At 50.0% G+C, this 24,106-nt stretch carries 16 protein-coding genes, 3 tRNA genes, 1 rRNA gene and 1 riboswitch; of the genes, 11 read left to right on the forward strand and 9 right to left on the reverse strand.

Annotated elements, in window-relative coordinates:
* The 5 genes from ICC18_RS15470 to ICC18_RS15490 form a co-directional block, all read left to right on the forward strand.
* Positions 1-110 (forward strand): 23S ribosomal RNA (locus ICC18_RS15470); the annotation flags it as partial.
* A gap of 107 nt (positions 111-217) precedes the next feature.
* Positions 218-290: transfer RNA gene (locus ICC18_RS15475), tRNA-His, on the forward strand.
* Positions 291-306: 16 nt separating this feature from the next.
* Positions 307-378: transfer RNA gene (locus ICC18_RS15480), tRNA-Gln, on the forward strand.
* Positions 379-393: 15 nt separating this feature from the next.
* Positions 394-475 (forward strand) — tRNA-Leu (locus tag ICC18_RS15485).
* Between the two features lie 94 nt (positions 476-569).
* Positions 570-731, forward strand: coding sequence for a hypothetical protein (locus tag ICC18_RS15490; protein WP_188175353.1), 162 nt, complete (start codon positions 570-572; stop codon positions 729-731).
* Positions 732-775: 44 nt separating this feature from the next.
* Here ICC18_RS15490 and ICC18_RS15495 read toward each other — a convergent pair whose 3' ends face one another.
* The 3 genes from ICC18_RS15495 to ICC18_RS15505 all read right to left on the reverse strand — a co-directional run bounded on the left by ICC18_RS15495 (position 776) and on the right by ICC18_RS15505 (position 3,056).
* Positions 776-955 carry a small acid-soluble spore protein H gene (locus ICC18_RS15495; RefSeq protein WP_188175354.1) on the reverse strand — a complete coding sequence of 60 codons (180 nt, stop codon included), beginning with the start codon at positions 953-955 and terminating at the stop codon, positions 776-778.
* Positions 956-1,054: 99 nt separating this feature from the next.
* Positions 1,055-2,362, reverse strand: coding sequence for an aminotransferase class I/II-fold pyridoxal phosphate-dependent enzyme (locus ICC18_RS15500; protein WP_188175355.1), 1,308 nt, complete (start codon positions 2,360-2,362; stop codon positions 1,055-1,057).
* Positions 2,363-2,432: 70 nt separating this feature from the next.
* Positions 2,433-3,056, reverse strand: a complete 624-nt coding sequence (locus ICC18_RS15505) for a GNAT family N-acetyltransferase (RefSeq protein ID WP_188175356.1) — start codon at positions 3,054-3,056, stop codon at positions 2,433-2,435.
* Between the two features lie 139 nt (positions 3,057-3,195).
* Between ICC18_RS15505 and pdxR the strand changes: the two genes are divergently transcribed.
* Together pdxR and ICC18_RS15515 are read left to right on the forward strand one after the other, a co-directional pair.
* Positions 3,196-4,692 (forward strand): MocR-like pyridoxine biosynthesis transcription factor PdxR, encoded by a 1,497-nt coding sequence (pdxR, locus tag ICC18_RS15510; protein ID WP_188175357.1) that lies wholly within the window; start codon positions 3,196-3,198, stop codon positions 4,690-4,692.
* Positions 4,693-4,817: 125 nt separating this feature from the next.
* Positions 4,818-6,257, forward strand: coding sequence for an NAD-dependent malic enzyme (locus ICC18_RS15515; RefSeq protein WP_188175358.1), 1,440 nt, complete (start codon positions 4,818-4,820; stop codon positions 6,255-6,257).
* A gap of 70 nt (positions 6,258-6,327) precedes the next feature.
* Here the strand turns inward: ICC18_RS15515 and ICC18_RS15520 are convergent, their stop codons facing one another.
* The 3 genes from ICC18_RS15520 to ICC18_RS15530 form a co-directional block, all read right to left on the reverse strand.
* Positions 6,328-7,590, reverse strand: coding sequence for an MFS transporter (locus ICC18_RS15520; protein WP_188175359.1), 1,263 nt, complete (start codon positions 7,588-7,590; stop codon positions 6,328-6,330).
* Between the two features lie 28 nt (positions 7,591-7,618).
* On the reverse strand, positions 7,619-8,407 hold the full coding sequence (gene asd, locus ICC18_RS15525) for an archaetidylserine decarboxylase (protein ID WP_188175360.1): 789 nt from the start codon (positions 8,405-8,407) through the stop codon (positions 7,619-7,621).
* A 138-nt stretch (positions 8,408-8,545) separates the two neighbouring features.
* A complete protein-coding gene (locus ICC18_RS15530; RefSeq protein WP_223192615.1) occupies positions 8,546-8,788 on the reverse strand; it encodes a hypothetical protein in 243 nt (80 codons plus the stop codon).
* Positions 8,789-8,872: 84 nt separating this feature from the next.
* Positions 8,873-8,969, reverse strand: a riboswitch (cyclic di-GMP riboswitch).
* A 185-nt stretch (positions 8,970-9,154) separates the two neighbouring features.
* On the opposite strand from ICC18_RS15530, the gene ICC18_RS15535 reads away from it, so the two are divergent.
* Positions 9,155-10,318 (forward strand): glycosyltransferase family 4 protein, encoded by a 1,164-nt coding sequence (locus ICC18_RS15535; RefSeq protein ID WP_188175361.1) that lies wholly within the window; start codon positions 9,155-9,157, stop codon positions 10,316-10,318.
* Between the two features lie 171 nt (positions 10,319-10,489).
* Positions 10,490-11,728, forward strand: coding sequence for a beta-N-acetylhexosaminidase (nagZ, locus tag ICC18_RS15540; protein ID WP_188175362.1), 1,239 nt, complete (start codon positions 10,490-10,492; stop codon positions 11,726-11,728).
* A gap of 59 nt (positions 11,729-11,787) precedes the next feature.
* On the opposite strand, the gene ICC18_RS15545 is transcribed toward nagZ, so the two are convergent.
* The gene (locus ICC18_RS15545) at positions 11,788-12,876 is read right to left on the reverse strand and encodes a YheC/YheD family endospore coat-associated protein (protein ID WP_188175363.1); all 1,089 of its coding nucleotides are present in this window, start codon (positions 12,874-12,876) and stop codon (positions 11,788-11,790) included.
* Positions 12,877-13,129: 253 nt separating this feature from the next.
* Here ICC18_RS15545 and ICC18_RS15550 point away from each other — a divergent pair, with 253 nt between their 5' ends.
* Both ICC18_RS15550 and ICC18_RS15555 read left to right on the forward strand, forming a co-directional pair.
* Positions 13,130-14,302, forward strand: coding sequence for a glycosyltransferase family 4 protein (locus tag ICC18_RS15550; protein ID WP_188175364.1), 1,173 nt, complete (start codon positions 13,130-13,132; stop codon positions 14,300-14,302).
* Between the two features lie 276 nt (positions 14,303-14,578).
* On the forward strand, positions 14,579-21,424 hold the full coding sequence (locus tag ICC18_RS15555; RefSeq protein ID WP_188175365.1) for a WIAG-tail domain: 6,846 nt from the start codon (positions 14,579-14,581) through the stop codon (positions 21,422-21,424).
* 88 nt (positions 21,425-21,512) lie between these two features.
* Here the strand turns inward: ICC18_RS15555 and ICC18_RS15560 are convergent, their stop codons facing one another.
* Positions 21,513-22,655 (reverse strand): glycosyltransferase family 4 protein, encoded by a 1,143-nt coding sequence (locus ICC18_RS15560; RefSeq protein WP_188175366.1) that lies wholly within the window; start codon positions 22,653-22,655, stop codon positions 21,513-21,515.
* A gap of 26 nt (positions 22,656-22,681) precedes the next feature.
* Positions 22,682-23,797: a CotS family spore coat protein gene (locus ICC18_RS15565; protein ID WP_188175367.1), complete on the reverse strand. Its 1,116-nt coding sequence runs from the start codon at positions 23,795-23,797 to the stop codon at positions 22,682-22,684.
* Positions 23,798-24,106: the final 309 nt, after the last annotated feature.

Consider the following 24,106-nt stretch of genomic DNA (forward strand, 5'->3'; position numbering starts at 1 on the left):
GATTTCCCAATTAGTAAGACCCCTTGTAGACGACGAGGTTGATAGGTTCGAGGTGGAAGTGCAGCAATGCATGCAGCTGACGAATACTAATCGGTCGAGGGCTTAACCAAAACACCTCAATTAGAGGTAAGCATCTACGTATACATACGTAGCACTGCAACATTCACACTTTACGCAAGTTTCGTATCTAGTTTTCAGGGAGCAAAACCCTGGTATGGCGGTCGTGGCGAAGGGGTTAACGCACTGGTCTGTGGCTCCAGCATTCGTGGGTTCAAGTCCCATCGATCGCCCTTTTCCCTTCAATATTGGGGATTAGCCAAGCGGTAAGGCAACGGACTTTGACTCCGTCATGCCTAGGTTCGAATCCTAGATCCCCAGTTTTCAATTTCATACGCGGTCGTGGTGGAACGGCAGACACACCATCTTGAGGGGGTGGCGCTCACAAGGCGTGAGGGTTCAAATCCCTCCGACCGCATCTCAAACAAAAACCTTGATGATCAAGGTTTTTTTGTATTTTTAATATTGTTTCATAAATCTGCATATCCTATCCTAAGACAGGAGGAGTAGTTATGAATATTGAGAAAAGGGATGACTGGAAAGCTCAAATTATAAATAACGAAACCGTGTTTGATTATGAAAACAAGCCAGAATTCGATTTGATGAGGGAATATGCCAATCAGCTCAATGGACAAGTAGATGATCCAAGTGCTATTCGGGATATTGAAGAATAAGGAGCCTACCTCTAAGGAGGCTCCTCTTTTGAATGGGCATGAGCTTAATGTTCAATTAAGCCATTCAAAGGAACTTCTTCTTCTTCCTCGGGGTGACCAATTGGGTAGATCCGCGCTGTTTCATTATCTTCATCCACGTGTTGAATATAAACTGAAACCCCTTGATACGTGACATTAGCCATAACAGGCGAAGCGGCGATATCAGTTGCTCTTTGTTTGTTCATGTAAAACAGCCTCCTAATTTTAATGTAACGGTAATACTATTAACAAAAACAGCACGCTCTAACCGAGGTTAGAGGTGCTGTTTTTGTAAGCATGGCGATTTATTTGGCAGCCACTGTTTCTATATCTTTAACGCTTTGATAAATGAGGTTGAACAGCTCTTCGATATTGTCTTCTTCGATACAGGAGAAAGCAACGCGTAAGTCGGTTTCTCCTAGAGCGATAGTGCCTACACCATATTTGTCGAGTAAATGTACACGAAGTGTCTCCGCATCGACGGTTTTCAGTTTGAGACACATGAAGTAGCCGGAGTTGAAAGGGTAGTAGCCCCATGCGTCATCAAAATTACCGCTGTCCAGGATCGACTTGGTACGGTTGGCACGGCCTTTCATAATCTCGTACTTCTCTTGTTTTTGCTCGTTAAACTCCGGAGAGTTCAAGGCATGTAGGACGAACGTTTGGGAAGGATGCGGACCGCTGGAAATGGTCGCACGAATGATGCCCATCGTTTTTTGCTCCAGAGCACTAAGCAATGCATCGCTGTTGCCTGCGTAGGTGATAAATCCGACACGGAAGCCCCAGACGTATTCTTCCTTTGTAGCGCCATCGATTTTGACGGCAAGTACGCGAGGGTGAAGTCCTGCCAATTGGCCGAACAACGATTCGTGCAGGGAATCTTCAAAGAAGAGGCCAAAGTAGGCATCATCCGTTAGTACGACTACATTAATGCCGGCATCAGCGGCGTCTTTGATCGCAGCTGCGATTTCCCTGCCTTCTTGGGAGCCAGGCGTATAGCCAGTCGGGTTGTTCGGGAAGTTCAGAACGACGATGGCTTTTCCTTTTGATTTTTGGGCCAGAAGCGCTTCACGAAGCCCTGCAACATTAAATTGCTGCTGCTCGTTATAAAGCGGGTAATTCACGATTTGCGCGCCGCGGCGAATTTCGAAAGTAAGCTCGTAGTTTTCCCAGTTTTTATCAGGAATGATAACCGTGTCGCCTGCGTCGGCGAACAGGTCGGCCGCAATGCTGAGACCATGTGTCAATGCATTGGTCACAATGGGATTTCCGATCATCTTGTCGCCAATGTTCGGGTTTTCAACGAGCATTTTTTTGCGCCACGCGGTGCGAAGCTCAGGCTTACCGGCAGGCGGTGCGTATTCGTATATATCTTTTGGCGCGTAGGTGGAAAGAGTATCTTGGATCACCTTCAGGTGCATAGGCTGTCCATTTTCGATAGCAATACCGATCGTGGCATTGTATTTCTTGGCCTTCGATTTTGCTTCTGCAGATTGACTGAGAATGCCCTCCTTAGGGAAGTAAATCGATTTGCCTAATGCGGAAAGCATAGCGTACACGTGAGGATTTTCGCGTTCCAAGGTCTCGTTTAACTGTCGTGCCAGAGGATTCATAAGATTCGGTCATTCCTTCCAATGAGCTATTCATTTTTAGGAGTTATTATATCATTTTCACCGGAGTACGTCACTGCGTTGAATAATTTTTTTCGCATGATTTTAAAAGGGGGTATGGTTTCATGAATCCTTCCAGCCGTTTCTTCACGCTAGGCCATTCGGAATCGATGATGCTGAACATGACCGAGTCGCGTATATATCCGTCATGGAGTATGCGATGCTGGCGCAGAATGCCTTCCTTTTGGGCTCCAAGCCGAGCTATGGCGGTCTGTGATCGCATGTTGCGAAGGTCGGTTTTAAGCTGTACGCGTAGCATGTTTAACGTCTCAAAGCAGTAACGGAGCAGCAAATATTTACACTCCGTATTCACATGAGTCCGCCAAAAGTGAGGATGATACCAGGTATAACCAATTTCCGCGTGACGATGGGAGACTGAGATTTCAAAAAGGCGTGTGCTGCCGACGATTTTACCAAGTTCCTTATCGTATACGCAGTATGGGAGGCTAAGACCGGTTTCTTGCTCCTGCAATGCTTCTCTGACGTAGCTTTCAACAGCTGACAGGTGCAATAACGGTTCCATGTACGCCCAAATGCGAGGATCATTTGCTGCATCTGCTAATCCCGGGATATGGGATTCCGACATAGGGAGCAATGTGATACGATCTCCATCTAGAGTATGAGGTGACAAGTTCATTCATTTTACTCCTTATCGTATTACGATTTGTTTGTTGTTTTGTTAGAATATAGGAGAAAAGGCTTTTATAAAAGAACCATTTTACACGGTTTTTTATGTACCATTTTGATTGGCGATTCAAAAGAGCGGGTGAAAAAGCATGGATTTTCATATTCCTTATCCTACTTATAAAGATCAGTATGCAAGCAAATATGCCGCATTGTACCACGCGCTGCATGATGCGATTTTGCAAGGAAAGCTTAGCTTAAATACCAAGCTGCCATCTAGCAGAGAACTGGCTGTCATATACGGGATTTCAAGAGGAACGGTTAATCAGGTGTACGACATGCTGATCGCTGAAGGCTACTTGCAGGCAGAAGTGGGCCGGGGCACGTTTGTGGTATATCGGGGAGGGAAAGAAGAGCGCAGAGGCAGATCGGAAAAGCCGCCCAAACTTTCGGACTGGGCGATGCGAATTCGGAAGAAGGATGCATTTGCTGCTGCCATAGTTGAAGAACGACAAAGGGAGCTTGACCGAACGGGTAGTTCCTGCATCGATCCGAGAAAGGTCATTTCTTTTCAAATCGGTCATCCGTATATGAACGAATTTCCGCGGGAGATGTGGAACCGCTGCGTATACGAGCAGGTGCGGCGCATGACGGAGTCGCCGCAAGAGGAAGCCTTCGTCGCCGAGGGGCATTATGCGCTTCGCGAAGCGATCGCACAGCACCTGAGGCGGACGCGCGGGATCGATGCGCCGCCGGAACGCATCGTGATCGTCAACGGGTCCATGCAAGCGATCGCGCTGCTGACCCAAACGCTTGTGAATGAGGGCGATCCCGTGATCGTAGAGCGCCCGGGGTATCAGGGAGCCATCCGCGCCGTGATGGCGGCCGGCGGTATGCCCGTCCCCGCTACCGTGGACGGGCAAGGGCTTGTTCCGCAGCCGTGGAACGCGCGGCTGCTGTTCGTGACGCCCAGCCGCCAGTTCCCTACGGGGGCGGTGCTGGGCCTGGAGCGCCGCCGGCAGCTGCTGAGCTGGGCGGCGGCGCAGGGCGCTGTCATCGTCGAAGACGACTATGACAGCGAATTCAGGCACCGCGGGCGGCCGATCGAGCCGCTCAAGGTGCTGGACCAGGAGGGCCGAGTGGTCTACATCGGCACCTTCTCGAAGACGATGCTGCAGGACCTGCGCATCGGGTATGTCGTGCTGCCGGAGGCGCTGCACGACGCTTTTGTGGCCGCGAAGCGGCTGTTCGAGCCGCACCCTTCGGGGCTGCTCGAACAACGCTCGCTCGCCGCTTTCATGGCGAGCGGCGGCTACGAGCGACACCTGCGCCGCATGCGGCGGGTGTACGCGAGCAAGTTCTTGCTCCTGCAGGCGCTGCTGCAGGAGCAGCTCTCCACCCTCTTCGAGTGGGTGGAGAGCGACGCAGGGCTGCATCTGTTCGGCTGGTGGCGGGGGGACTCCCGCAGCTACGCCGGCTATGCAGCCGCATGCCGTGATGCAGGCGTCGTATGGAGCGACGCCGGATTCTATGGTCTGCCCGCTGAGCGCTCAGGGGCCTGCTTCGGATTCTCGCATCTCGCTGAGGCGGAGATGCGGCGCGGGGTTGCTCTTATGCGTCAGGTAGGGGAAGAAAACCGCTTGATATAAAGGAATCTAGGGCTGCCTTGACATGAGGGTGTCCTCTTTTTTGTACAAGTTTTTTGGCAGCATTCATTTTCTATGCTATGATCTTACATGTGGTCAATTAATAAATCTTGGGAGTGAATCTTGGAATGGCGGGATTGAACGGTGGAGGCACAAGCGTCATTGTGCGTTTGGAAATGCATAAAGAGCAGGTCACATTCGGAAAAATCGCAACTGCGATTGGAGATGCCGGTGGCGATATCGTGGCCATTGACGTAACGCGCGCAAGCAAAACGACGACGACTCGCGATATTACGGTTAAAGTTAGCGATCCGCAGCATACCGAATCTATTATTGCGGCGTTAAAAGGCATTCCAGGCGTACGGCTGATTAACGTGTCTGACCAAACGTTCTTGATGCATTTGGGTGGTAAAATTGAAGTAAGTCCGAAAATGCCTATCAAAAATAGGGACGACCTGTCCCGTGTATATACACCGGGGGTAGCCCGGGTTTGTATGGCGATTCATGAAGATCCGTCGAAAGCGCATTCGCTGACGATTAAGCGGAATACGGTTGCTGTTGTGTCGGACGGTACTGCGGTGCTGGGGTTAGGCAATATCGGTCCGGAAGCGGCGATGCCGGTCATGGAAGGAAAAGCGATGCTGTTCAAGCAAATGGCGGGGGTAGATGCCTTCCCGATTTGTCTGGATACGACGGATACCGAAGAAATTATCCGTACGGTGAAGGCGATTGCGCCTGCGTTTGGCGGTATTAACCTCGAAGATATTTCATCGCCGCGCTGTTTTGAAATTGAAGAGCGGCTGATCGAAGAACTTGATATTCCAGTATTTCATGATGATCAGCATGGCACAGCGGTTGTGATTCTTGCGGGGCTGCTTAATGCGGTTAAGCTGATTGGCAAGCCTCTGGAGTCCTGCAAAGTGGTCATTACCGGCATCGGTGCGGCGGGCATTGCTTGTACGAAGATGCTGCTCGCTGCCGGGGTTACGAATGTGATAGGCGTAGATCGGCAAGGTGCAATTGTGCATGGAGTGACGTATTCGAACCCGGCTTGGGAATGGTACGCAGCAAATACGAACCCCCATTTGCAAAGCGGTACGCTGTCGGATGTGATTGCCGGAGCCGATATTTTCATAGGTCTCTCAGGTCCAGGTGTCCTGAAAGTCGAGGATGTGAAACGTATGGCGTCCGATCCGATCGTTTTTGCAATGGCGAATCCGACACCGGAAATCACGCCGGAGGAAGCGGAGCCGTATGTGCGAGTTATGGCGACTGGACGTTCGGATTATCCGAATCAGATTAACAACGTGCTGTGCTTCCCTGGGATTTTCCGCGGCGTGTTGGATTGCCGGGCTTCCCGCATTACACAAGAAATGAAGCTGGCTGCCGCTAAAGCGATCGCATCGGTTGTAAATGATGATGAATTGAATGAATACTACATCATTCCGAGTGTATTCAATCATTCCGTTGTTGAAAAGGTTCGTGAGGCTGTGATAGAAGCAGCTTATGAATCGGGTGTAGCTAGACGCAGAAGTCCGCGTGAGCTGCAGGATGCACATCAGGAATGAGTAAAAAAACCTTGAACGATGCTGTTTCTAACAGCTGGTTCAAGGTTTTCTTTTATTCTATGAAAGATGATTACGTACCGCTTTCTTCTGTCCATTGTTTCAATTTGCGGTCAGAAGGGAGCAAGAAGGTCAGTAAACCAAGGAGCGGCAGGTAAGCGCATAGTTCCATCACTCGGGTTGTACCGAGCGTGTCACTCATGTTCCCGATCACGACACTCCCGATGCCGCCCATTCCAAATGCAAGTCCGGTGATAAGACCGGAGACGGTCCCTACTTTTCCGGGATACAGCATTTGGGCATAAACGACGGTTACGGAAAAACTGGATAAAAGAATAAATCCGATAATGACGAGCAGGATGTATGCCCAAGTGAAGTTCACATAAGGCAGCAATAAGGCAAAGGGCGCTGAACCGAGCATGGAGAAGAAGATTACATTTCTTCGGCCAAAACGGTCTGCCAGCGGTCCGCCAAAAAACGTTCCAACCGCACCGGCAGCTAAAAACAGGAAGATGAAATCTTGTGCGCGATCAATCGACAAGCCGTATTTATCTTGCAGGAAGAAGGCAAAGTAACCGCTCATCGCGGCTCCGTACCAAGAGCGGACGAAGACGAGGAAGATGAGCATGCAGATAGCGAAAAGCACTTGCTTGCGACGCTGCGGGCTGACGGCGCGCTGCACGGCTGTTGTGACCTTTACAGGTGCTGTTGCCAGTACGGATTTGTACCAACGCGCAATATACAACTGTACCGCAATGGCTATCGCCGCTACGCCGGTGAACCATATGGAACCGAATAACCCGAGAGGAATGAAGATCCATTTGGTCATGATCGGAGCGAGCGATTGGCCTGCGTTACCGCCGACTTGAAAGATGGATTGGGCCAGACCTTTGCGTCCGCCTGCGGCCATATGGGATACACGCGAACCTTCAGGATGGAAAGCCGCGGAGCCAAGACCAACGAAGCTTACTGCAAGCAGGACGACCCAGTACGATGGCGCAAAAGCGAGCAGCAACATCCCGGTTAACGTCGATGCCATTCCGATCGGCAGCATGTACGGAGAAGGTTTGCGGTCGGTGTATAACCCCACGACCGGTTGCATAATGGAAGCAGTAAAGTTAATTGCGAACTGTACCCAGCCTACCTGTGTATAGCTTAAGCCCATTTCGCTTTTCAAAATGGGAAAAATGGCTGGAATGACGGATTGGATTGAATCATTGAGCAAGTGTACGAGACTAATGGCAAAAAGGATGCGATACACAGTAGGTTTCATATCTCCGGTTCCTTGCAAACCTTGCATGCCTGGTTTCGGAGACGTCGTTGTCGTTGACGCCATGGAACTCTCCCTCCGGGAGCCCGGTATGTTATTTCTCTATGAAGCTGCCGAGTTCTTCTCCCATTTTCACTTTAGAACCTAGCTGCAAATCTTGGCGGGGTTCGAACATCCCGTCTTCGAACAAGAGGACGACGGTAGAACCAAACTCGAAATAGGCCAATTCTTGTCCGCGTTCCATGTGATTCGGCAATGGTTCCACATATTGAATGCTGCTTACGTTCAGCGCCGCGACTTTTACTACGGCAACTTCGCCTGTTTCATGCTGCATGAAAGTAATGAGCCTTTCGTTACGGCTCAACACTCTGCGCATATGGCGAAGACCAAATTCGTTCACGGGGTATACTTTCCCCGGTACGTGTTCTTTCTCAAGGATGTCACCCGTGATTGGAGAGTGAATACGGTGGTAGTCGGTAGGGCTCAAGTACAGGACGAAGTAAAAACCGTTCTTATAATTGACCGTACGCGGCGAACGATTCAGCAGTTCATCGATCGTATAGTCCTGGCCTTTGACATTCAGAATCAAACCATCCTTAATATCTCCAATGCCTGTAATCATGGCATCAACGGGGCTAACGACGCGAGATGTATCCTCATGAATCGGACGCAAACCGGATTTTAATCTGCGCGTGAAAAAGTCGTTCAAGGACAAATAGTCTTTGATATGTTTTTCAGCATCCTCGATCCGAATGCCATAGGTTTTGGCAAAGTGCGGAATGAAAAGACGGCTGACTTTGGATTTGGCGAAAGCACCCGTCAGCTGCGAAACCCATTTGCGTGAAGACAGCTCGGTCAGCAATCGAAAAAACGGTTTGGACATAGGTAATAACTCCTGTTCATAAATGTTTCTTCGCTTATCTTGCCACAGAAAGGTAAAAGAATCAATTGTCGAATCGGACAGGAGATGACCGCGAACCTAAGAAAAAAACAGCCTGGCGGCTGTTTTCGTACAATTCTTCTAACTGGGCTTATATTCCCCGCAGGTATGACAGGCAGCAAGGTTGACAGAGATAGGGACTTGGGAACCGGCGTATTTGATGCAATGGATCGGCGTTCTGGGTGCATGTTCAGAAATACCCGTGAAATACTTACAGCGTGCGATTTGCTCCAAAGCGGCAATCAAGGGCAGCGAATTCTGCAGAACGGCATCCTTGTGAAGCGGTCGATCATCTGTGAACGGCCTCGGTACAGGGTTTCTCATAGAAAGACCTCTTTTCCTGGTATGAATAGGTAGGGCCGAATTAACAAAAAAGCCGCCCTAAACAGGCGGCATAGCTCGTCTGATTAGGGTAACCCGGCTGCCATAGCGAATGTTGGTGACATGCGCCGTAGACCCGTGGCTTTGCGTACCCGACTTTCGTACGGGGATGCCTTTTTTCCGAAATGTAAACGCTTTATTCTTGTGAACTATCATATCACAAAAACAAGTGAACTGTCATTCGAAAGGTAGCTATGGTCATGCCAACTATAATAATACTCTAAACGGCATGGACGTATTGCCACCTCTTATCGCCGTTTCTTCTATTGAGCAATCTCATATCCTAAAGAAAGGAGTGAGAAGGATTAGATGAGACTTGCATTCATTTGCACCGAAAGACTTACGGTTCCACCGCTCCGGGGTGGGGCCATTCAAATTTTTATCGACGGTATCACGCCTTATGTCAGCACCAAACATGAACTTACGATTTATTGCACTCCGGACCCTGAGCTGCCCGAGCGGGAAATCATTAATGGTGTCCGCTATATTCGTGTTCCACGCGAAGGTTATGCGTATGGTGTGGCCAAACGATTAACCGAGGAGGAGCAGCCCTACGATTTGATCCATGTATACAACCGTCCCAAAGACCTTCTTATCTACAAGCACGCGATGCCGGACAGCCGATTCGTGGTCAGCCTGCATAACGAGATGTTTAATGAATCGAGAATATCGGATCAACTAGGGGACTTGGCGATTCGTATCGCTGACGGCATCATGTCCATAAGTAACTATATCGGTCAAACGATCGTTACACGGTTTCCATTCGCTCGATCGAAAATAAGTACCGTATATTCCGGGATCGATTTAAACAGATTTGTACCAGTTTGGTCGGACGATGCCGGGCAGATCCGCAAGGAGCTCCGAAAAAAGTACGGGGTAGAGCACAACAAGGTTGTATTATTTGTAGGACGACTAAGTAAAGTGAAGGGTCCTGACGTGCTCATCCATGCCATGGAGCAAGTTATTCAGCAGCATCCGGATGCCGTGCTGGTTATAATCGGAAACCGGGGGTCTATCAACGACAACGACCGGTTGGATGAGTACATGACTGATCTCCATCTACTTGCCGAAGCTCTTGGTGATAAGCGCGTCGTGTTTACGAACTTCGTTTCCCCTAGCCAGATCCCGTCCCATTATCTCATCGGCGATCTGTTTGTATGCAGTTCGCAATGGGAGGAACCATTAGCCAGGGTTCATTATGAAGCCATGGGGGCAGGACTGCCGATTATTACAACCCGACGCGGCGGCAATGCCGAGATCATCAACCATCTTGTTAACGGCATCGTCATCGATGATTACACGAATCCGCAAGCGTTTGCCGACGCCATCACGTTTCTTCTTACCCATCCGGAAGATGCTGGGGGGCTTGCGAAAGCAGGCAGAGCAGCGGCAGAAGCGAACTTCGGATTCCAAATCGTTGCTGAAAGGTTGGAAAAGCTTTACGGGAACGCCATGAACAAGCAGAGACTTTGAGCTACACTCGTTAGGAGGAAAAGCGGTTTAGTCCATTCAGACCCCTTAGCTGGACGTATAGGTTGCACTTTCGATGGGAATACAGATTTCATCTGCAACAAACTGGATCAGAGCGACGTTTAAGTATATAGATTAGGAAATCGTTTCGGAGTCTGGCAAAAGGGTGACGTAATGAATCGCTTCGTTCGTGTTATCGTGTGGTTGAGTGTGAGTCTCTTGCTGGTAACAGGTTGCATCAAGCAATCATCTGATAGCAATCACGCCGCCCAGCCGCACCCTTCAGATTTGCACGCGACTCCATCCGCTCCGCCAACTGACATAGAGCTTCTTCAGCGGATGACCGTGGATGAAAAAATCGGACAATTGATTATTGCAGGAATCGATGGATATGAAGTGAACCTTCATTCGCGTGAACTGATTGAAACCTATCATGTCGGAGGTTTGATTTTGTATCAAACGAATGTGAAGTCGACGAGCCAGCTTGTTGAGCTGGTGTCTGCTTTAAAGGGAGCAAATGCAGGGAACAAGCTGCCGCTTTGGATCGGTGTGGATGAAGAGGGCGGCAAAGTGACGCGCCTTCCTAATGAAATCGTCAAAACGCCCGCGAACATAGAGATCGGCAAAACGAACAGCAATGAGTTCGCTTTCCGCGTAGGCAGCCTGCTAGGGCAAGAGCTGAAGGCTTTCGGCTTGAATGTTGATTTTGCTCCGGTGCTTGATATTAACAGCAACCCGAATAATCCGGTTATCGGCGATCGTTCTTTCGGTACCCGCGCTTCTATTGTTAGCTCTATGGGCGTTCAGACGATGAAAGGGATACAGGCGCAGCATGTGATGCCTGTCGTGAAACATTTTCCCGGACATGGCGATACGTCGGTAGATTCGCACGTCGGGCTTCCGGTCGTGCAGAACGATTTGGCAAGGTTGCGCAAACTGGAGTTGGTACCCTTCGCGGAAGCTTTCAAGCAGGATGCGGATGCGGTGATGGTCGCTCATATTCTGCTGCCCAAGGTGGATGCGCAGAATCCGGCTTCGTTGTCGAAGAAGATCATGACGGACTTGCTTCGTCAGGAGATGGGATTTCAGGGGATCGTCATCACGGACGATATGACGATGGGGGCTATCGTTAAAAACAACGAGCTGGGTGAAGCAGCCGTGAAATCGGTTCTGGCCGGGGCTAATGTTGTGATGGTCGGTCATGATTATAACAAAGTCGTCACCGTCTTTAACGCGCTCCGCAATGCGGTGCAAGAGAAGCGTATCCCTATGGAGACGATCAACCAAAGCGTCGTTCGCATAATGAAAATAAAGCAGAAATATCAAGTCAAGGATGATGCTGTGCGTACACCCGACATTGAACAGTTGAATACCGCGGTGCAGCAGCTGCTGTCCAAGTATCTTCACAAATAAAAGCCTTTGCTTCCCTGGTGGTTTGACCTATGGGGAGTAAAGGCTTTTTATTTTCTGGTTCAGCTTCCATTCAATAAATACTTGGCATAAGCAATCGGATTGTAATATGTGGATTTCCATTCATTACGCATATTCGCCTCACGGAAGCTGTAGCGCTGATCTTTACCGTTGCATTCGATAAATAAGGGAAATCCGTCTTTGGTGATACCGATATCGAGTCCGATGTCGGCTAATTGCGGGAGTTCCTTACACAGATGATTGGCGACCCTCAAGGAGAAATCGGAAATTTGCTGATACACGATGGTGGGGTCAAGCATGGGATATTCGGCGGCAAGAATTTCGGAGAGTGTTCTGACCTCACCGCCCTGTGCGACATTTGTCAAAAACAATTTTCTCGATGCCACTTTGGCAACGATCCCAGTAATTCCCCATTCACCCCCAGCACCGCGTTGTACGGATATGCGAAGGTCAAAAGGACGTCCGTCGAACGTAGCGAGCGGCAAGCGTTGTTGAATCATGTAAGCTCTGCTTCTGAGTTTCTTTTGCAGGACCAGAGGAAGCTTATGGTTGAACTGAACGCTGCGCCAGATCTTGTTGCTTATTTTCATACTTTGCGGATAGATAAGCTTCCAACCGGTTTGGATCCGATCCATTTTCATCACGCCCCGGCCGACGCTGCTGTTCGTTGGTTTAATAATGAGAGAATCATAAGCATCCATCATGGTTTTCAAATTGTTTAATGTTGCAGGATAAGTACCCGGAAGATGAGGCCGCAGGAATTCGTCTTTCATGAGGAGCTGGTGAATGAGCAATTTACTGTAACGGTTCCAGCGGTTAAAAAGAATGATGCCTCGTTTCGTCCAGCTTTCCAACTGCTGATAAGACATATGATCCAGATAAATGGCACGGTTATGAATGACTTTGGGCAAATCCATCCAAGTTAGGATATAGCGATCTCCATGTTGTACATAAGCGTTTACTTTAAGTGTATCCAGCTTAACATCATGAATGCGGAAATAACAGGGAACTATGCCAAATTCCTTGCCTGCTTCGCTGTAATAGTGGATAGCTTCGTATTTTGTCTTCCCCTTGGGAATGCCTTCGAATAAGGAATCGTTAATTAATATACCCACGTAGGGATTTCCCATTGGTTCGTTTTCACTCCTTATTTCCCGACTTGAAGCAAAGCTGATCTTGATGCAGTTTATGGAAAAGCATGCCATCCTGATTGTACGGATGCCGATAGGCGGGAAGAAAGAAGTGGTGTTTGACCAGAAGCGGGAGGGCAGGCACCCAAACTAAGCCGAAAAATCCGCATATGTATAGTAAAAAGGAGCTGAAGGAGAATGAATTCATCCCTGCCAGATCGCCTCAAGCATAGCATGGGAAAGGAGCAAGGACATGAGTGGCTTACCCATAAGCGTTGCTATTGTAACACCGGGCGTCTTCCCCGTACCCTCAGAAACAAGCAGTTCCGTGGAACAGGTTGTCCATAAAACAGCTGAGCAGTTGGCGAAGCGCATGAAAGTCTGCGTGCTTGGACGGAAGACACCCCATCAGCGAAGCAACGAGATGAAGGAAGGTGTGCATTATGCCAGGGTCAGATATGGCAATCCTGCTATTTATATAGAGGGAATAAGCCAAAAAATTGCTAAGCTGAAACCCACCTTTATTCAGGTTGAGAATCGGCCAAGGTTTGTTCGTTATTTGAGAAGAAAGCATCCGCGGGCCAAGATAAGCCTGGTGCTGCATTCCACAACTTTCATATCCGCCCCTCACATTACGATTCCAGAGCTGACTGCCTGTTTACGCGCGGCCAATGTCGTTATTGTGAATAGTGAATTCTTAAAAAAATTGATTCAACGCAAGGTCCCCGGCAGTGCACATAAGATTGTATCTCAGCATTTGGGGGTGGATATGGAGCGATTTATTTCCAAATGGTCTCCACAAGGAAACGAATCGCGCATCCAAAAGCTGAAGGAGCTTGGTTATGAGAATCACAAAATTATCCTATTCGTAGGCAGGCTCATTCCTAAGAAAGGTGTGCACCATCTCCTGGATGCGATGATGCAGGTTGTTGTTACGGAACCGAATGCCCTGCTTATCATTGTCGGGAGCGCCTCTTATGGATCCGACCGTCAAACGGATTATGTCCGCAGTCTTCATCGAATGGGCGGTACGATGCCCCAATACGTTCGTTTCATTCCTTATGTTTCCCACAATGATATTGCTCAGTGGTTTCAGATTGCCGATGTAGTAGCCGTACCTTCAGCGCCTAATGAAGCGTTCGGCCTTGTAAACGTGGAGGCCATGGCAACAGGAGTACCGGTACTCGCAACGCGGTCAGGGGGGATACAAGAGATTGTTGCCGACGGGAATACAGGTTATTTAGTCAATTACGACAATATAGCGGAAGAACTGCCCAAATATTTACTTCGCCTGCTCGAGAATGACGAACTGAGGAATGCGATGGGGGAGCAGGGGATCCAGAGAGTGAAGCAATTGTTTACGTGGGAGCGGAGTGCGCTGCAGCGTTATGAACTATATCGAAAGATGTGCAAGAATCGCACCTAGGTGACTACGAATCGCACCTGGGTGACGATTCATACAAATTGCATACGAATCGCACCTGGGTGACGATCCATACTAATTGCATATGTACCAATCGCACCTGGGTGACGATTCATACAAATTGCATAGTACGAATCGCACCTGGGTGACGATTCATACAAGTTGCATATGTACGAATCGCACCTGGGTACACGCACATTTTTACGGGCGAACGTACATCTCTATGCTTGCATGAATATGTTACAAATGACTAGATCATGAAGAAATGGAGAGGAGTCTATGAGCAAACGGAACAACAACCGTGGCGTCCCTCGAAAGCAACATGTGCATAGAGTGAATGCCAGCACGAATGAGCTTCAATGGTTGGATGAATCGGATACTCCGCCCGATCAACCTAAGCGGAATCGTACGGAGCCGGACCCTGTCAAACCAGTAACTACAACGAGTGTACCGAAGCTGGTCAACAAGCCCAGCAAATCAGAAACTCCTGTAATAGAAAAAAACGAACCTCCAAAACCCGGTCCTTCTAACCGCTCGTCCACACCTGCTCCTCCACTCATTCTACTTACTGAGCGAAGAGCAGGTATGACTTCTTCTACCCCTGTTGTTTACACGGACGATATCGTAGAAGAAGCAATAACAGCAGATAAGATCGCCAATCGTGCAGTTGATGAAAGCAAGATCAAACCACAAAGTATCGGAACCAAAGTCATCAAAGATTTCGCTATAGATCATACCAAGCTGGCTTCTTCCAGTGTGACCCGGGATAAAATAGCACATAGCGCTATCCACGATGAACACATTGCCATGCAGAGCATCTCTGGCGAAAAGCTTCACGATCATTCCATTTCGGGGAATAAGCTGGTCGATAACAGCATTACTGCAGATAAATTGGCCGATCAAGTCATTGATTCGATTAAATTAGCTAACGGTTCGATTCTTCCGCATCATTTGTCCGAAATGGTGATTTCTACGGAATTGATTGATGATCAAGCCGTAACTGCCGATAAGATTCGAAGCGGAGCCATCCAATCGAAGCATCTGAGCAATTATATTATTGATACGGCGAAAATTACCGATGCCACGATTACAACGGATAAGCTAAGAGATCAATCGGTCACGCATGATAAAATAGCCGATGAGAGCATCAGTTCCATTCATATACAGCAGGGCAGCGTTCTATATCAGCATTTAGCCCCGGGAAGTGTGCAAAGCACGACCATTGCTCCCAGTCAAGTAAACAGTATCCATATCATAGAACATGCAATTGAATCGCTTCACTTGCAAAGCGAGTCGATTACGAATGATAAACTTGCGCAGGAATCGGTCACGGAAGAAAAGCTCGCAAATCAAGCGGTGACTGGCAGCAAATTAGCCAAGGAGTCTGTAGGATCCAGCCATTTGTTAGAAGGTTCCATTCAATCGGCTCATATTGCCAAAGGGGCTATTATAGCCGAGAATATTCGTCCCGGGGAAATTGTTTCTGAGCATTTGCGAGCAGGTTCCATTCTTTCGAATTTACTGCAAGATGCTTCTGTCACATCGGAGAAAGTCGTTGAAGGGAGCATAGAACCCCGACATATTCGAGACCAGGCAATTGAAAGCAGGCATATTAAAGATTCGGCTATTACGACTTCCAAGCTTGCTGCGGAATCGGTGACCGGCGAGCAATTAGCGGGCGGGAGTGTAGATTCGAATAAGCTGAAAGACGAAAGTGTTACCTCGGAAAAAATTGCACCTAGAGCCATACATGGCGGGCATTTGCTTAGCAGATCCATATTTACGGAGCATCTGGCGGATCGTTCGGTTGGAGAAGAGCAAATCAGGCTTTATGCGATCCATCGAGAACATATTGCGGACGAGGAAATCATTACCAGACAACTGCACGATCAGGCGATAACGACGAGCAAAATTGCAGAAGAATCGGTAACAAGCAGTAAAATCGCATCATTAACAATAGAAGCGCGTCATCTTCAAGAAAATATTATTGATGGCTCTCATATTAAACAGGGCTCCATCTCATCCGAACACCTTGGTGCGAATTCGATTAAGCTTGATGTATTTGCAGACCGAAGCTTGGATGGCAGCAAGCTGGTTGAACAATCCATTACGGAAGAGATTTTGGCCGATGGCGCTGTATCTGAGCAAAAGATTGCACCCGGTGCAATAACAGCACATCATCTGCAGGAAGGTGCGATTGGCACACCCCATCTCAGCGACAATGTTGTGAATACATCTAAGCTAGATAATGAGGCAGTGACGGAATCAAAGCTGGCAGATCAAAGCGTGACGACAAGCAAGCTTGCCAGCAAGGCTGTAAACAGCGAGCACATTGCAGATGGATCGATCACAGCGGCGAAGCTTGCGAATGAGAGCATTCACGGCAGCAAGCTTGTTGCCGGGGCGATTCATCTTCGACATCTTGCAGACGGTTCTGTGAACGGAGCAAAGTTAACGCCGGGCAGTGTAGATAGCAGCAAACTGGTAAGCGGATCTGTAGACAGCGATCATCTCGCTGCTGGGTCTGTGAGCGGAGCGAAGTTGGCAGCAGGCAGCGTAGACAGCAGTAAGCTGGCAAGGGGATCCGTTGGAGGCGAGCATCTGGCGGACGGAGCCGTAAGCGGAGCGAAATTGGCAGCGGGAAGTGTGGATGCCAGCAAGCTGACAAGCGAGTCTGTAGGCAGAGAGCATCTTATAGACGGAGCGGTGAACGGTGCTAAGTTAGAGGCAGGCAGTGTGGATGCCAATAAGTTGGCGAGCGGATCGGTAGAAAATGAACATCTCGCTAACGGTGCAGTTAGCGGGATTAAGTTGGCAGCAGGCAGTGTAGATTCGAGTAAGCTGATAATTGGAAGTGTAGGTTACGAACACCTCGCAGATGATGCTGTAAGAGGAGCCAAACTAGCGGCAGGCAGTGTCGACGGCAGCAAGTTGGCAAGCGGGGCTGTAGGTACCGAGCATCTTGCAGATGGAGCTGTGAACGGAGCAAAGTTAGCAGCGGAAAGCGTGGACGGCAGCAAGCTGGTCAGCGGCGCCGTAAGCAATGATCACTTGGCTGACGAAGCGGTCAGCGGCGCGAAGCTTTCGCCAGGCAGTGTGGACGGCAGTAAGTTGACGAGCGGCGCCGTAAGCAATGAACACTTGGCGGACGGAGCGGTGAACGGTGCGAAACTCGCAGCGGGCAGTGTAGACGGCAGTAAACTGGCTTTTGGATCCGTGAATACTGAACATCTCGCGGATAACGCCATTAGTGGGGATAAGCTGGCATCAAGCAGTGTGGACGGCAGCAAGTTGGCGAGAGGATCTGTGGATAGTGAGCATCTTGCTGACGGAGCCGTAAGCAGAGCAAAGCTCTCGGCAGGCAGTGTGGATGCCAGCAAGCTGGTCAGCGGCGCCGTAGAGGGCGAACATATTGCAGACGGAGCGGTTAGCGGAGTCAAGTTGGCGGCAAGCAGTGTGGACTCGAGCAAGCTGACGATCAACTCGGTATTCGGTAAACATCTAGCCGATGGCTCAGTAAATGGGTCGAAATTGGCAACAGGCAGTGTGGACGGCAGCAAGTTGGCGAGCGGGGTTGTAGGAAGCGATCATATCGCTGATGGAGCTGTAAGCGGGGCGAAGCTGGCAGCAGGCAGCGTGGACGGCAGTAAGCTGGTAAGCGGGACGATCAACAGCGAACACTTGGCGGACGGAGCGATCAGCAGCAATAAGCTGGGTGCAGGCAGCATAGACGGCAGTAAACTGGGTCATGAAGTGATAAGCAGCGAGCATCTGGCATACGGAGCGGTAGATAGCACCAAACTGGCGAGCGGAGCCGTAGGCAGCCCGCATCTGATGGACGGAGCTGTGAGCGGTACGAAGCTCGCGGCAGGCAGCGTGAGTTCCAGCAAGCTGGCAAGTGGCGCTGTAGAAGGCGAGCATCTTGCAGACGGCGCCGTAAGCGGCGTCAAGTTGGCAGCCGGCAGCGTGGATGCGAGCAAACTGGCGAGCAATTCGGTATTTGGTAAGCATCTGGCTGATGGAGCCGTGAGCGCAGCGAAATTAGCGGCAGGCAGTGTGGATGGCAGCAAATTAGCGAGCAAAGCGATTGAAAGCGAGCATATTGCAGATGGAGCCGTGAGCGGAGCAAAGCTGACAGAAGGCAGTGTGGACGGCAATAAGCTGGCCATCGGTACGATCAGAAGCGAACACCTGGCGGACGGTGCCATTAGCCTTAGCAAACTGGCTTCGGGCAGCATATCAGGCCATATGCTGGCTATAGGAGAGGTAACCGGCGAGCATCTGGTTGACGGAGCGGTTGTCGGCTCAAAACTGGCAAGCGGCGCTGTAAGCGGCGAACATTTGGCAGACGGAGCTGTAAGCGGAGCAAAGTTAGCGGAAGGCAGCGTGGATGGCCGCAAGTTGACGAATGGGGCAGTAAGCTGTGAGCATATCGCTGAAGGAGCTGTAACCGGAGCGAAATTGGCGGTAGGGAGCGTAGACGCGAGCAAACTTGCAAGCGGTTCGGTATACGGTGAACACCTCGAAGACGGTGCCGTAAGTGCAGTGAAATTGGCCGCAGGCAGTGTAGACGGCAGCAAGCTGGCGAATGGGGCAGTTAGCGGCGAGCATCTTGCCGATGGAGCTGTAAGCTGGGCAAAGCTGGCAACTGGCAGCGTAGACGGCAGTAAGTTGGTGAACGGCACAATTAGCAGCGAGCATCTGATGGACGGTGCGATTAGCGGCAGCAAGCTGGCTGAAGACAGTATATCAGGCAACAAGATTGCGCATGGTGAGGTACGTGGTGAGCACCTGGCGGATGGTGCAGTAGATTACAGCAAATTGGCGAGTCGGGCTATCAGGAGCGAGCATCTGGCCGACGGCGCTGTTAGCGGAGAGAAGCTGGCCTATGGCAGTGTAGATAGCCGTAAGTTGAAGATTGGTGCCGTTGAAAACGAGCATTTGGCGGATGGATCTATAACGGGAGCAAAGTTGGCCGTAGGGAGTGTGGATGCAAGCAAGCTGTCGAGCAACTCGGTATATGGTGAACACATCGAAGATGGTGCCATTCGTTTAGAGAAATTAGCTGCAGGGAGCGTGGATGGCAGCAAGTTGACGTTCGGTTCCGTCGCTGAGGAGCATCTTGTTGATGGAGCCGTAAGCGGAGCCAAGCTAGCTTTGGGCAGCGTGGACGGAAGTAAGCTGGCGAACGGCGTAATCCGAGACGAACATCTGGTGGACGGCGCGATTAGCGGAAGTAAATTGGCTGACGGCAGCATAGACGGCAATAAGCTTATACATGGAATTATTAGCGGCGATCATCTGGCAGAAGGAATCATAGACAGAAGTAAGCTGGCTAGCGGGGTTGTAAGCAGCGAGCATCTGGCCGACGGAGCCGTAAGCGCAGATAAGCTGGCTGCAGGCAGTGTAGATGGCAGCAAACTGGTCAAAGGCATAGTGAAAGGAGAGCATCTGGCTGACAACACGATTAGCGGAACGAAGCTTATGGCCAGCAGCGTCGATTCGAGCAAGCTGGCTTCCAGTTCCGTGTATGGCGATCACCTGTCAACGGGTTCGGTAAGCTCATCCAAGATCGCTGCAGGCAGCGTGGATGGCAGCAAGCTCGCGAGTGGAGCTGTAAGCAGCGACCATCTCGCGGATGATGCGGTAACCGGCGCGAAGCTGGCTGCAGGCAGCGTGGACGGCAGTAAGCTGGCCGCAGGCGCTGTGAGTGCCGATCATTTGGCGAACGGCTGTATAGATGGCAGCAAGTTAGCGATCGGTTCCGTGGGCAGCGATCATTTGGCCGAAGGTGCGATCAGCGGCAGCAAGCTGGCCCATGGAGCCGTTTCGTTCGATCATCTGGGTGACGGATCCGTGAGCGGGATCAAGTTGGCCGCAGGCAGTGTGGACGCAAGCAAGCTGACCTTTAATTCGGTGCATGGCGAGCATCTCGCGGACGGAGCGGTAGACGGAACGAAGCTGGCGGCGGACAGCGTGGATAGCAGTAAGCTGACTGCATGGGCGGTCATGAGTTATAACCTGGCGGACGGAGCGGTTGAAGGAGCGAAGCTGGCTGCAGGAAGTGTCGATGGAAGCAAGCTGGCGAGCGGCGCAATCCGCAGCGACCATCTGGTGGATGGCGCGATTAGCGGAAGTAAATTGGCTGACGGCAGCATAGACGGCAATAAGCTTATGCATGGAATAATTAGCAGCAATCATCTGGCAGAAGGAAGTATAGACGGAAGTAAGCTGGCAAGCGGGATTATCAGCAGCGATTATCTGGCCGACGGTGCCGTAAGCACAGATAAGCTGGCTGCAGGCAGTGTAGATGGCAGCAAACTGGCCAAAGGCGTCGTGAAAGGAGAGCATCTGGCTGACAACACGATTAGCGGAACGAAGCTTATGGCCAGCAGCGTCGATGCGAGCAAGCTGGCTTCCAGTTCCGTGTACGGCGATCACCTGTCAACGGGTTCGGTAAGCTCATCCAAGCTCGCTGCAGGCAGCGTGGATGGAAGCAAGCTCGTGAGTGGAGCCGTAAGCAGCGACCATCTCGCGGATGATGCGGTAACCGGCGCGAAGCTGGCGTCAGGAAGTGTGGACGGCAGTAAGCTGGCCGCAGGCGCTGTGAGTGCCGATCATTTAACGAACGGCTGTATAGATGGCAGCAAGTTAGCGATTGGCTCCGTGGGCAGCGATCATTTGGTAGAAGGTGCGATCAGCGGCAGCAAGCTGACCGCGGGCAGTGTGGACGGCAGCAAGCTGGTTATCGGCTCCGTGTACGGAGAGCACATTGCGCTCGGCTCGATCAGCGGCTCCAAGCTGGAGGATGGTAGCGTGGATGAGAGCAAATTGTCCTTCAAAACGATACAGCTCCCTGCTTCGAAGTTGAACACGGTTCAGCAGTTCGGTCTCGCTTCATTTGATTTCAAAGTGAATGACGAAATCGTCGATGTGCAGATCTATTTCGATGAGACATTCGCCGATATGAATTATGTGTTGACCGCGACGACGAATCATACGGCTTGTTATGCGGTTATCAAGCAAAAGTACGAAAACTACGCGATCTTGTCAGTCGTCCGCACTCGATTCTCGGCAGAAATCTACGGCATCATCAACTGGATGGCTACAGGGACAAAAGCATAAATGAGTTGCCGCATAATGAAAAAGTAAAGCCGCTCCTGTGAAAAGGGGCGGCTTTATCATGTACGATGCTGAGGCTGTTACGGAGGCGTTAACCTTTCCAAGCCTTTAATACATCGCTCGCGACACGCTTCCAGCCGTATTTCTTCTCGGCCATCGCCCGACCGTTTCTTCCCATTTGCTGGCGAAGCGCCTTGTTATCGAGCAGCTTGCTTATTTTGGCGGCAATTGCTTTCGGATCAGCCGGTTTTTCGACCAGCAGACCGTTATTGTCTTGGATAATCTCCGCATTGCCGCCTCTTTTCGTGGTCACGAAGGGCATGCCACTAGCCATGGCTTCATAATGCACACGGGCCAACGGCTCCTCCCACTGGGAAGCGCAAACAAAAACATCGCCAACCCAGAACCATTCGTGAATTTTTTCGGCAGGAATATAACCGGTAGAAATAATGGGAACCGGCGACTTGGCAGCTAGAGCGCGTACATAGGCGGTGTAATCGCTAATCTTTTCATCGCTGTACCAGCGGCTTCCTACCACAATAAGTGCGACATCGGGATGGCGTTTTTTGAGCTCGCTCATGGCGCGTATCAGGACGTCTACTCCTTTTTTGGGCGATATGCGGCCGATGAACAAAATCACTTTTCTGGATCCCAGCTTATATTTTTTCTGCAGCATTTCACGTATTTTGCGGGCCGCATTCGAGCGTTCGTAGGGAATGAAACGATCCAGATCGACGCCTGAATAAACGGTACGCAGCTTGGAAGCGGCGGAAGGAAACAACGTGCGAATCCGTTGGCCAATATAATTGCTGACCGTGGTAATGCCTTCAACTTCCGAGATGACCTTTTCCGCTTCTTTGGCTTCGATCTTCAGAGGTTCAAACATATCGTTGTGCATGCTGAGAAAAATGCGCGCTTTGGGAGCTACTTTTCGAATGGGGAGAACGAGAAGGGGACGGTTGAAGATGTGGATGACGTCAAATTTATTTTCATTTTCGCGCAGAAATTTGATAATGCCTTTCGTATACACATCAAAAAAATTGCCTTCGATCCGCACATAGCGAACCTTGTCTTTCGTCTCCAGGTTACGGAGCTCCGGATCGGATATCCCCAGGATGGTGAGATCGTGTTTCTGCGCAAGATGAGGGGCTATACCGGAGATATAAGTCTGGATAGCACCTCCCCGAATAGGAGGAACCGGGAGTTTTTCTGTGCAAATCATCAATATTCTCATGCAATCTTACCTCCGCTGGTTTCTTTTTACTTCCCGTACTTACCGGACTTGAAGTTTTTACTATCTTTTTGAAGCTCCTTCAGTGCGCTCCACTTCGTTTTTTCACATTCCAGCACATGGGTCAGCATGTTGGCAGCTTCGGTCTTGAGGAACACTTCAGGTTCATGGAAAATTTCCTTGGTGTGCTTGTAAAACTCATTGGGCAAAGACAAATCGATCATCAGAATTTCATAGGTTTCGGCGTCGATCGGATTTGCTTTATGGTACGCATTGATCATCCCGCGCGCCCATTTCAAATCCCATTTGCCTAAGTCCTCCATGGTGCTGGTAATCAATTTACGCAAATCCCGGATAGGCAGATCGTAAGCGACACCGTCCAAATCTATGACCCACAAACCCCCCGGTCCGAGCTGTCCATTAGACCAGCCATAGTCCTGGTGGACCAACCCCCAGTGAGCCTCGCCCTTGGCTACCATTTTGGCGTATGAAGATTTTCGAAGACGTTCCAAGCTATTGCGGGCTTGATTTGCAAATGTATCCGTCACAGATAACAGCTTGTTGCTCGCTGCATAATTTTTATACACTTTTGCGACATCTTGAAACCAGCCGATTTTTGTCAACAGCTTTTCATAATAATCAGGCCACCGGCGCAGACGAGAGGATTTTGCGGCAGCTGCGGGAGGGACGTAGCCTTTGGACTTGCGATGAAATTCCCCAAGGCCGTAGCAAAGTTGCTCAGCACCCTTTAAATCAATCTTGGAAGGTGGTTGCAGTTGTTCAATCCATTCGGTAACAATCCAAGCCTTACCCCCGGCTTCTACATACAGCTTATTATCTTTCGTCCGAACGAGCGCGGGGACCCGCGCCCCTTTTTTCACCAAATAATCTTGCGCTCCTATACTGAAATGACTTCTTGAAGGAAGACGATGTAGAAGCTTCAAGCTGCGCGGTCCTTTATCCGTCGCAAGCTTCCAGATGGCGCCACCTTTATCGGGCTTAGTCGTAATCAACGTTTTGCTTTGAACTTGCATTTTATATTGCGCCATGACCTCTTTTGCGATTTTCTCCACCTTGGGAGGGATATGTGTGTCCGGATTTGCCGTTGGTACCTGGTCCCAGCGCTGAATTTGATAGCTTGCCATTTTTTGCCTCACCTCTAACTAGAGAATAGTCTATCGTCACTACGTATGGTTGAAACTCTATACAGTATATTATTGGAAGAACATCACGGATACGGACGAGCAACTAGGTAGAATTGTCTATTTTGTAAACGCTCGGCCGCGCAATGTTACAAGTTAAATTGTTATTGAGAAGTGTACATGCGGTACGCGGGTCCTGCTTTTTGCAGTAACTTGAAACTATTTGTCTCGTTAATCGTTATTCGTCCATATTTCTAATAGGTTGCGAGCATAGAATGAAAGAGACATTTAGTTGCTTCGAAGGAGATGACC

The sequence above is a fragment of the Paenibacillus sedimenti genome, from assembly GCF_014534655.1.
GTDB classification, from domain to species: domain Bacteria; phylum Bacillota; class Bacilli; order Paenibacillales; family NBRC-103111; genus Paenibacillus_E; species Paenibacillus_E sedimenti.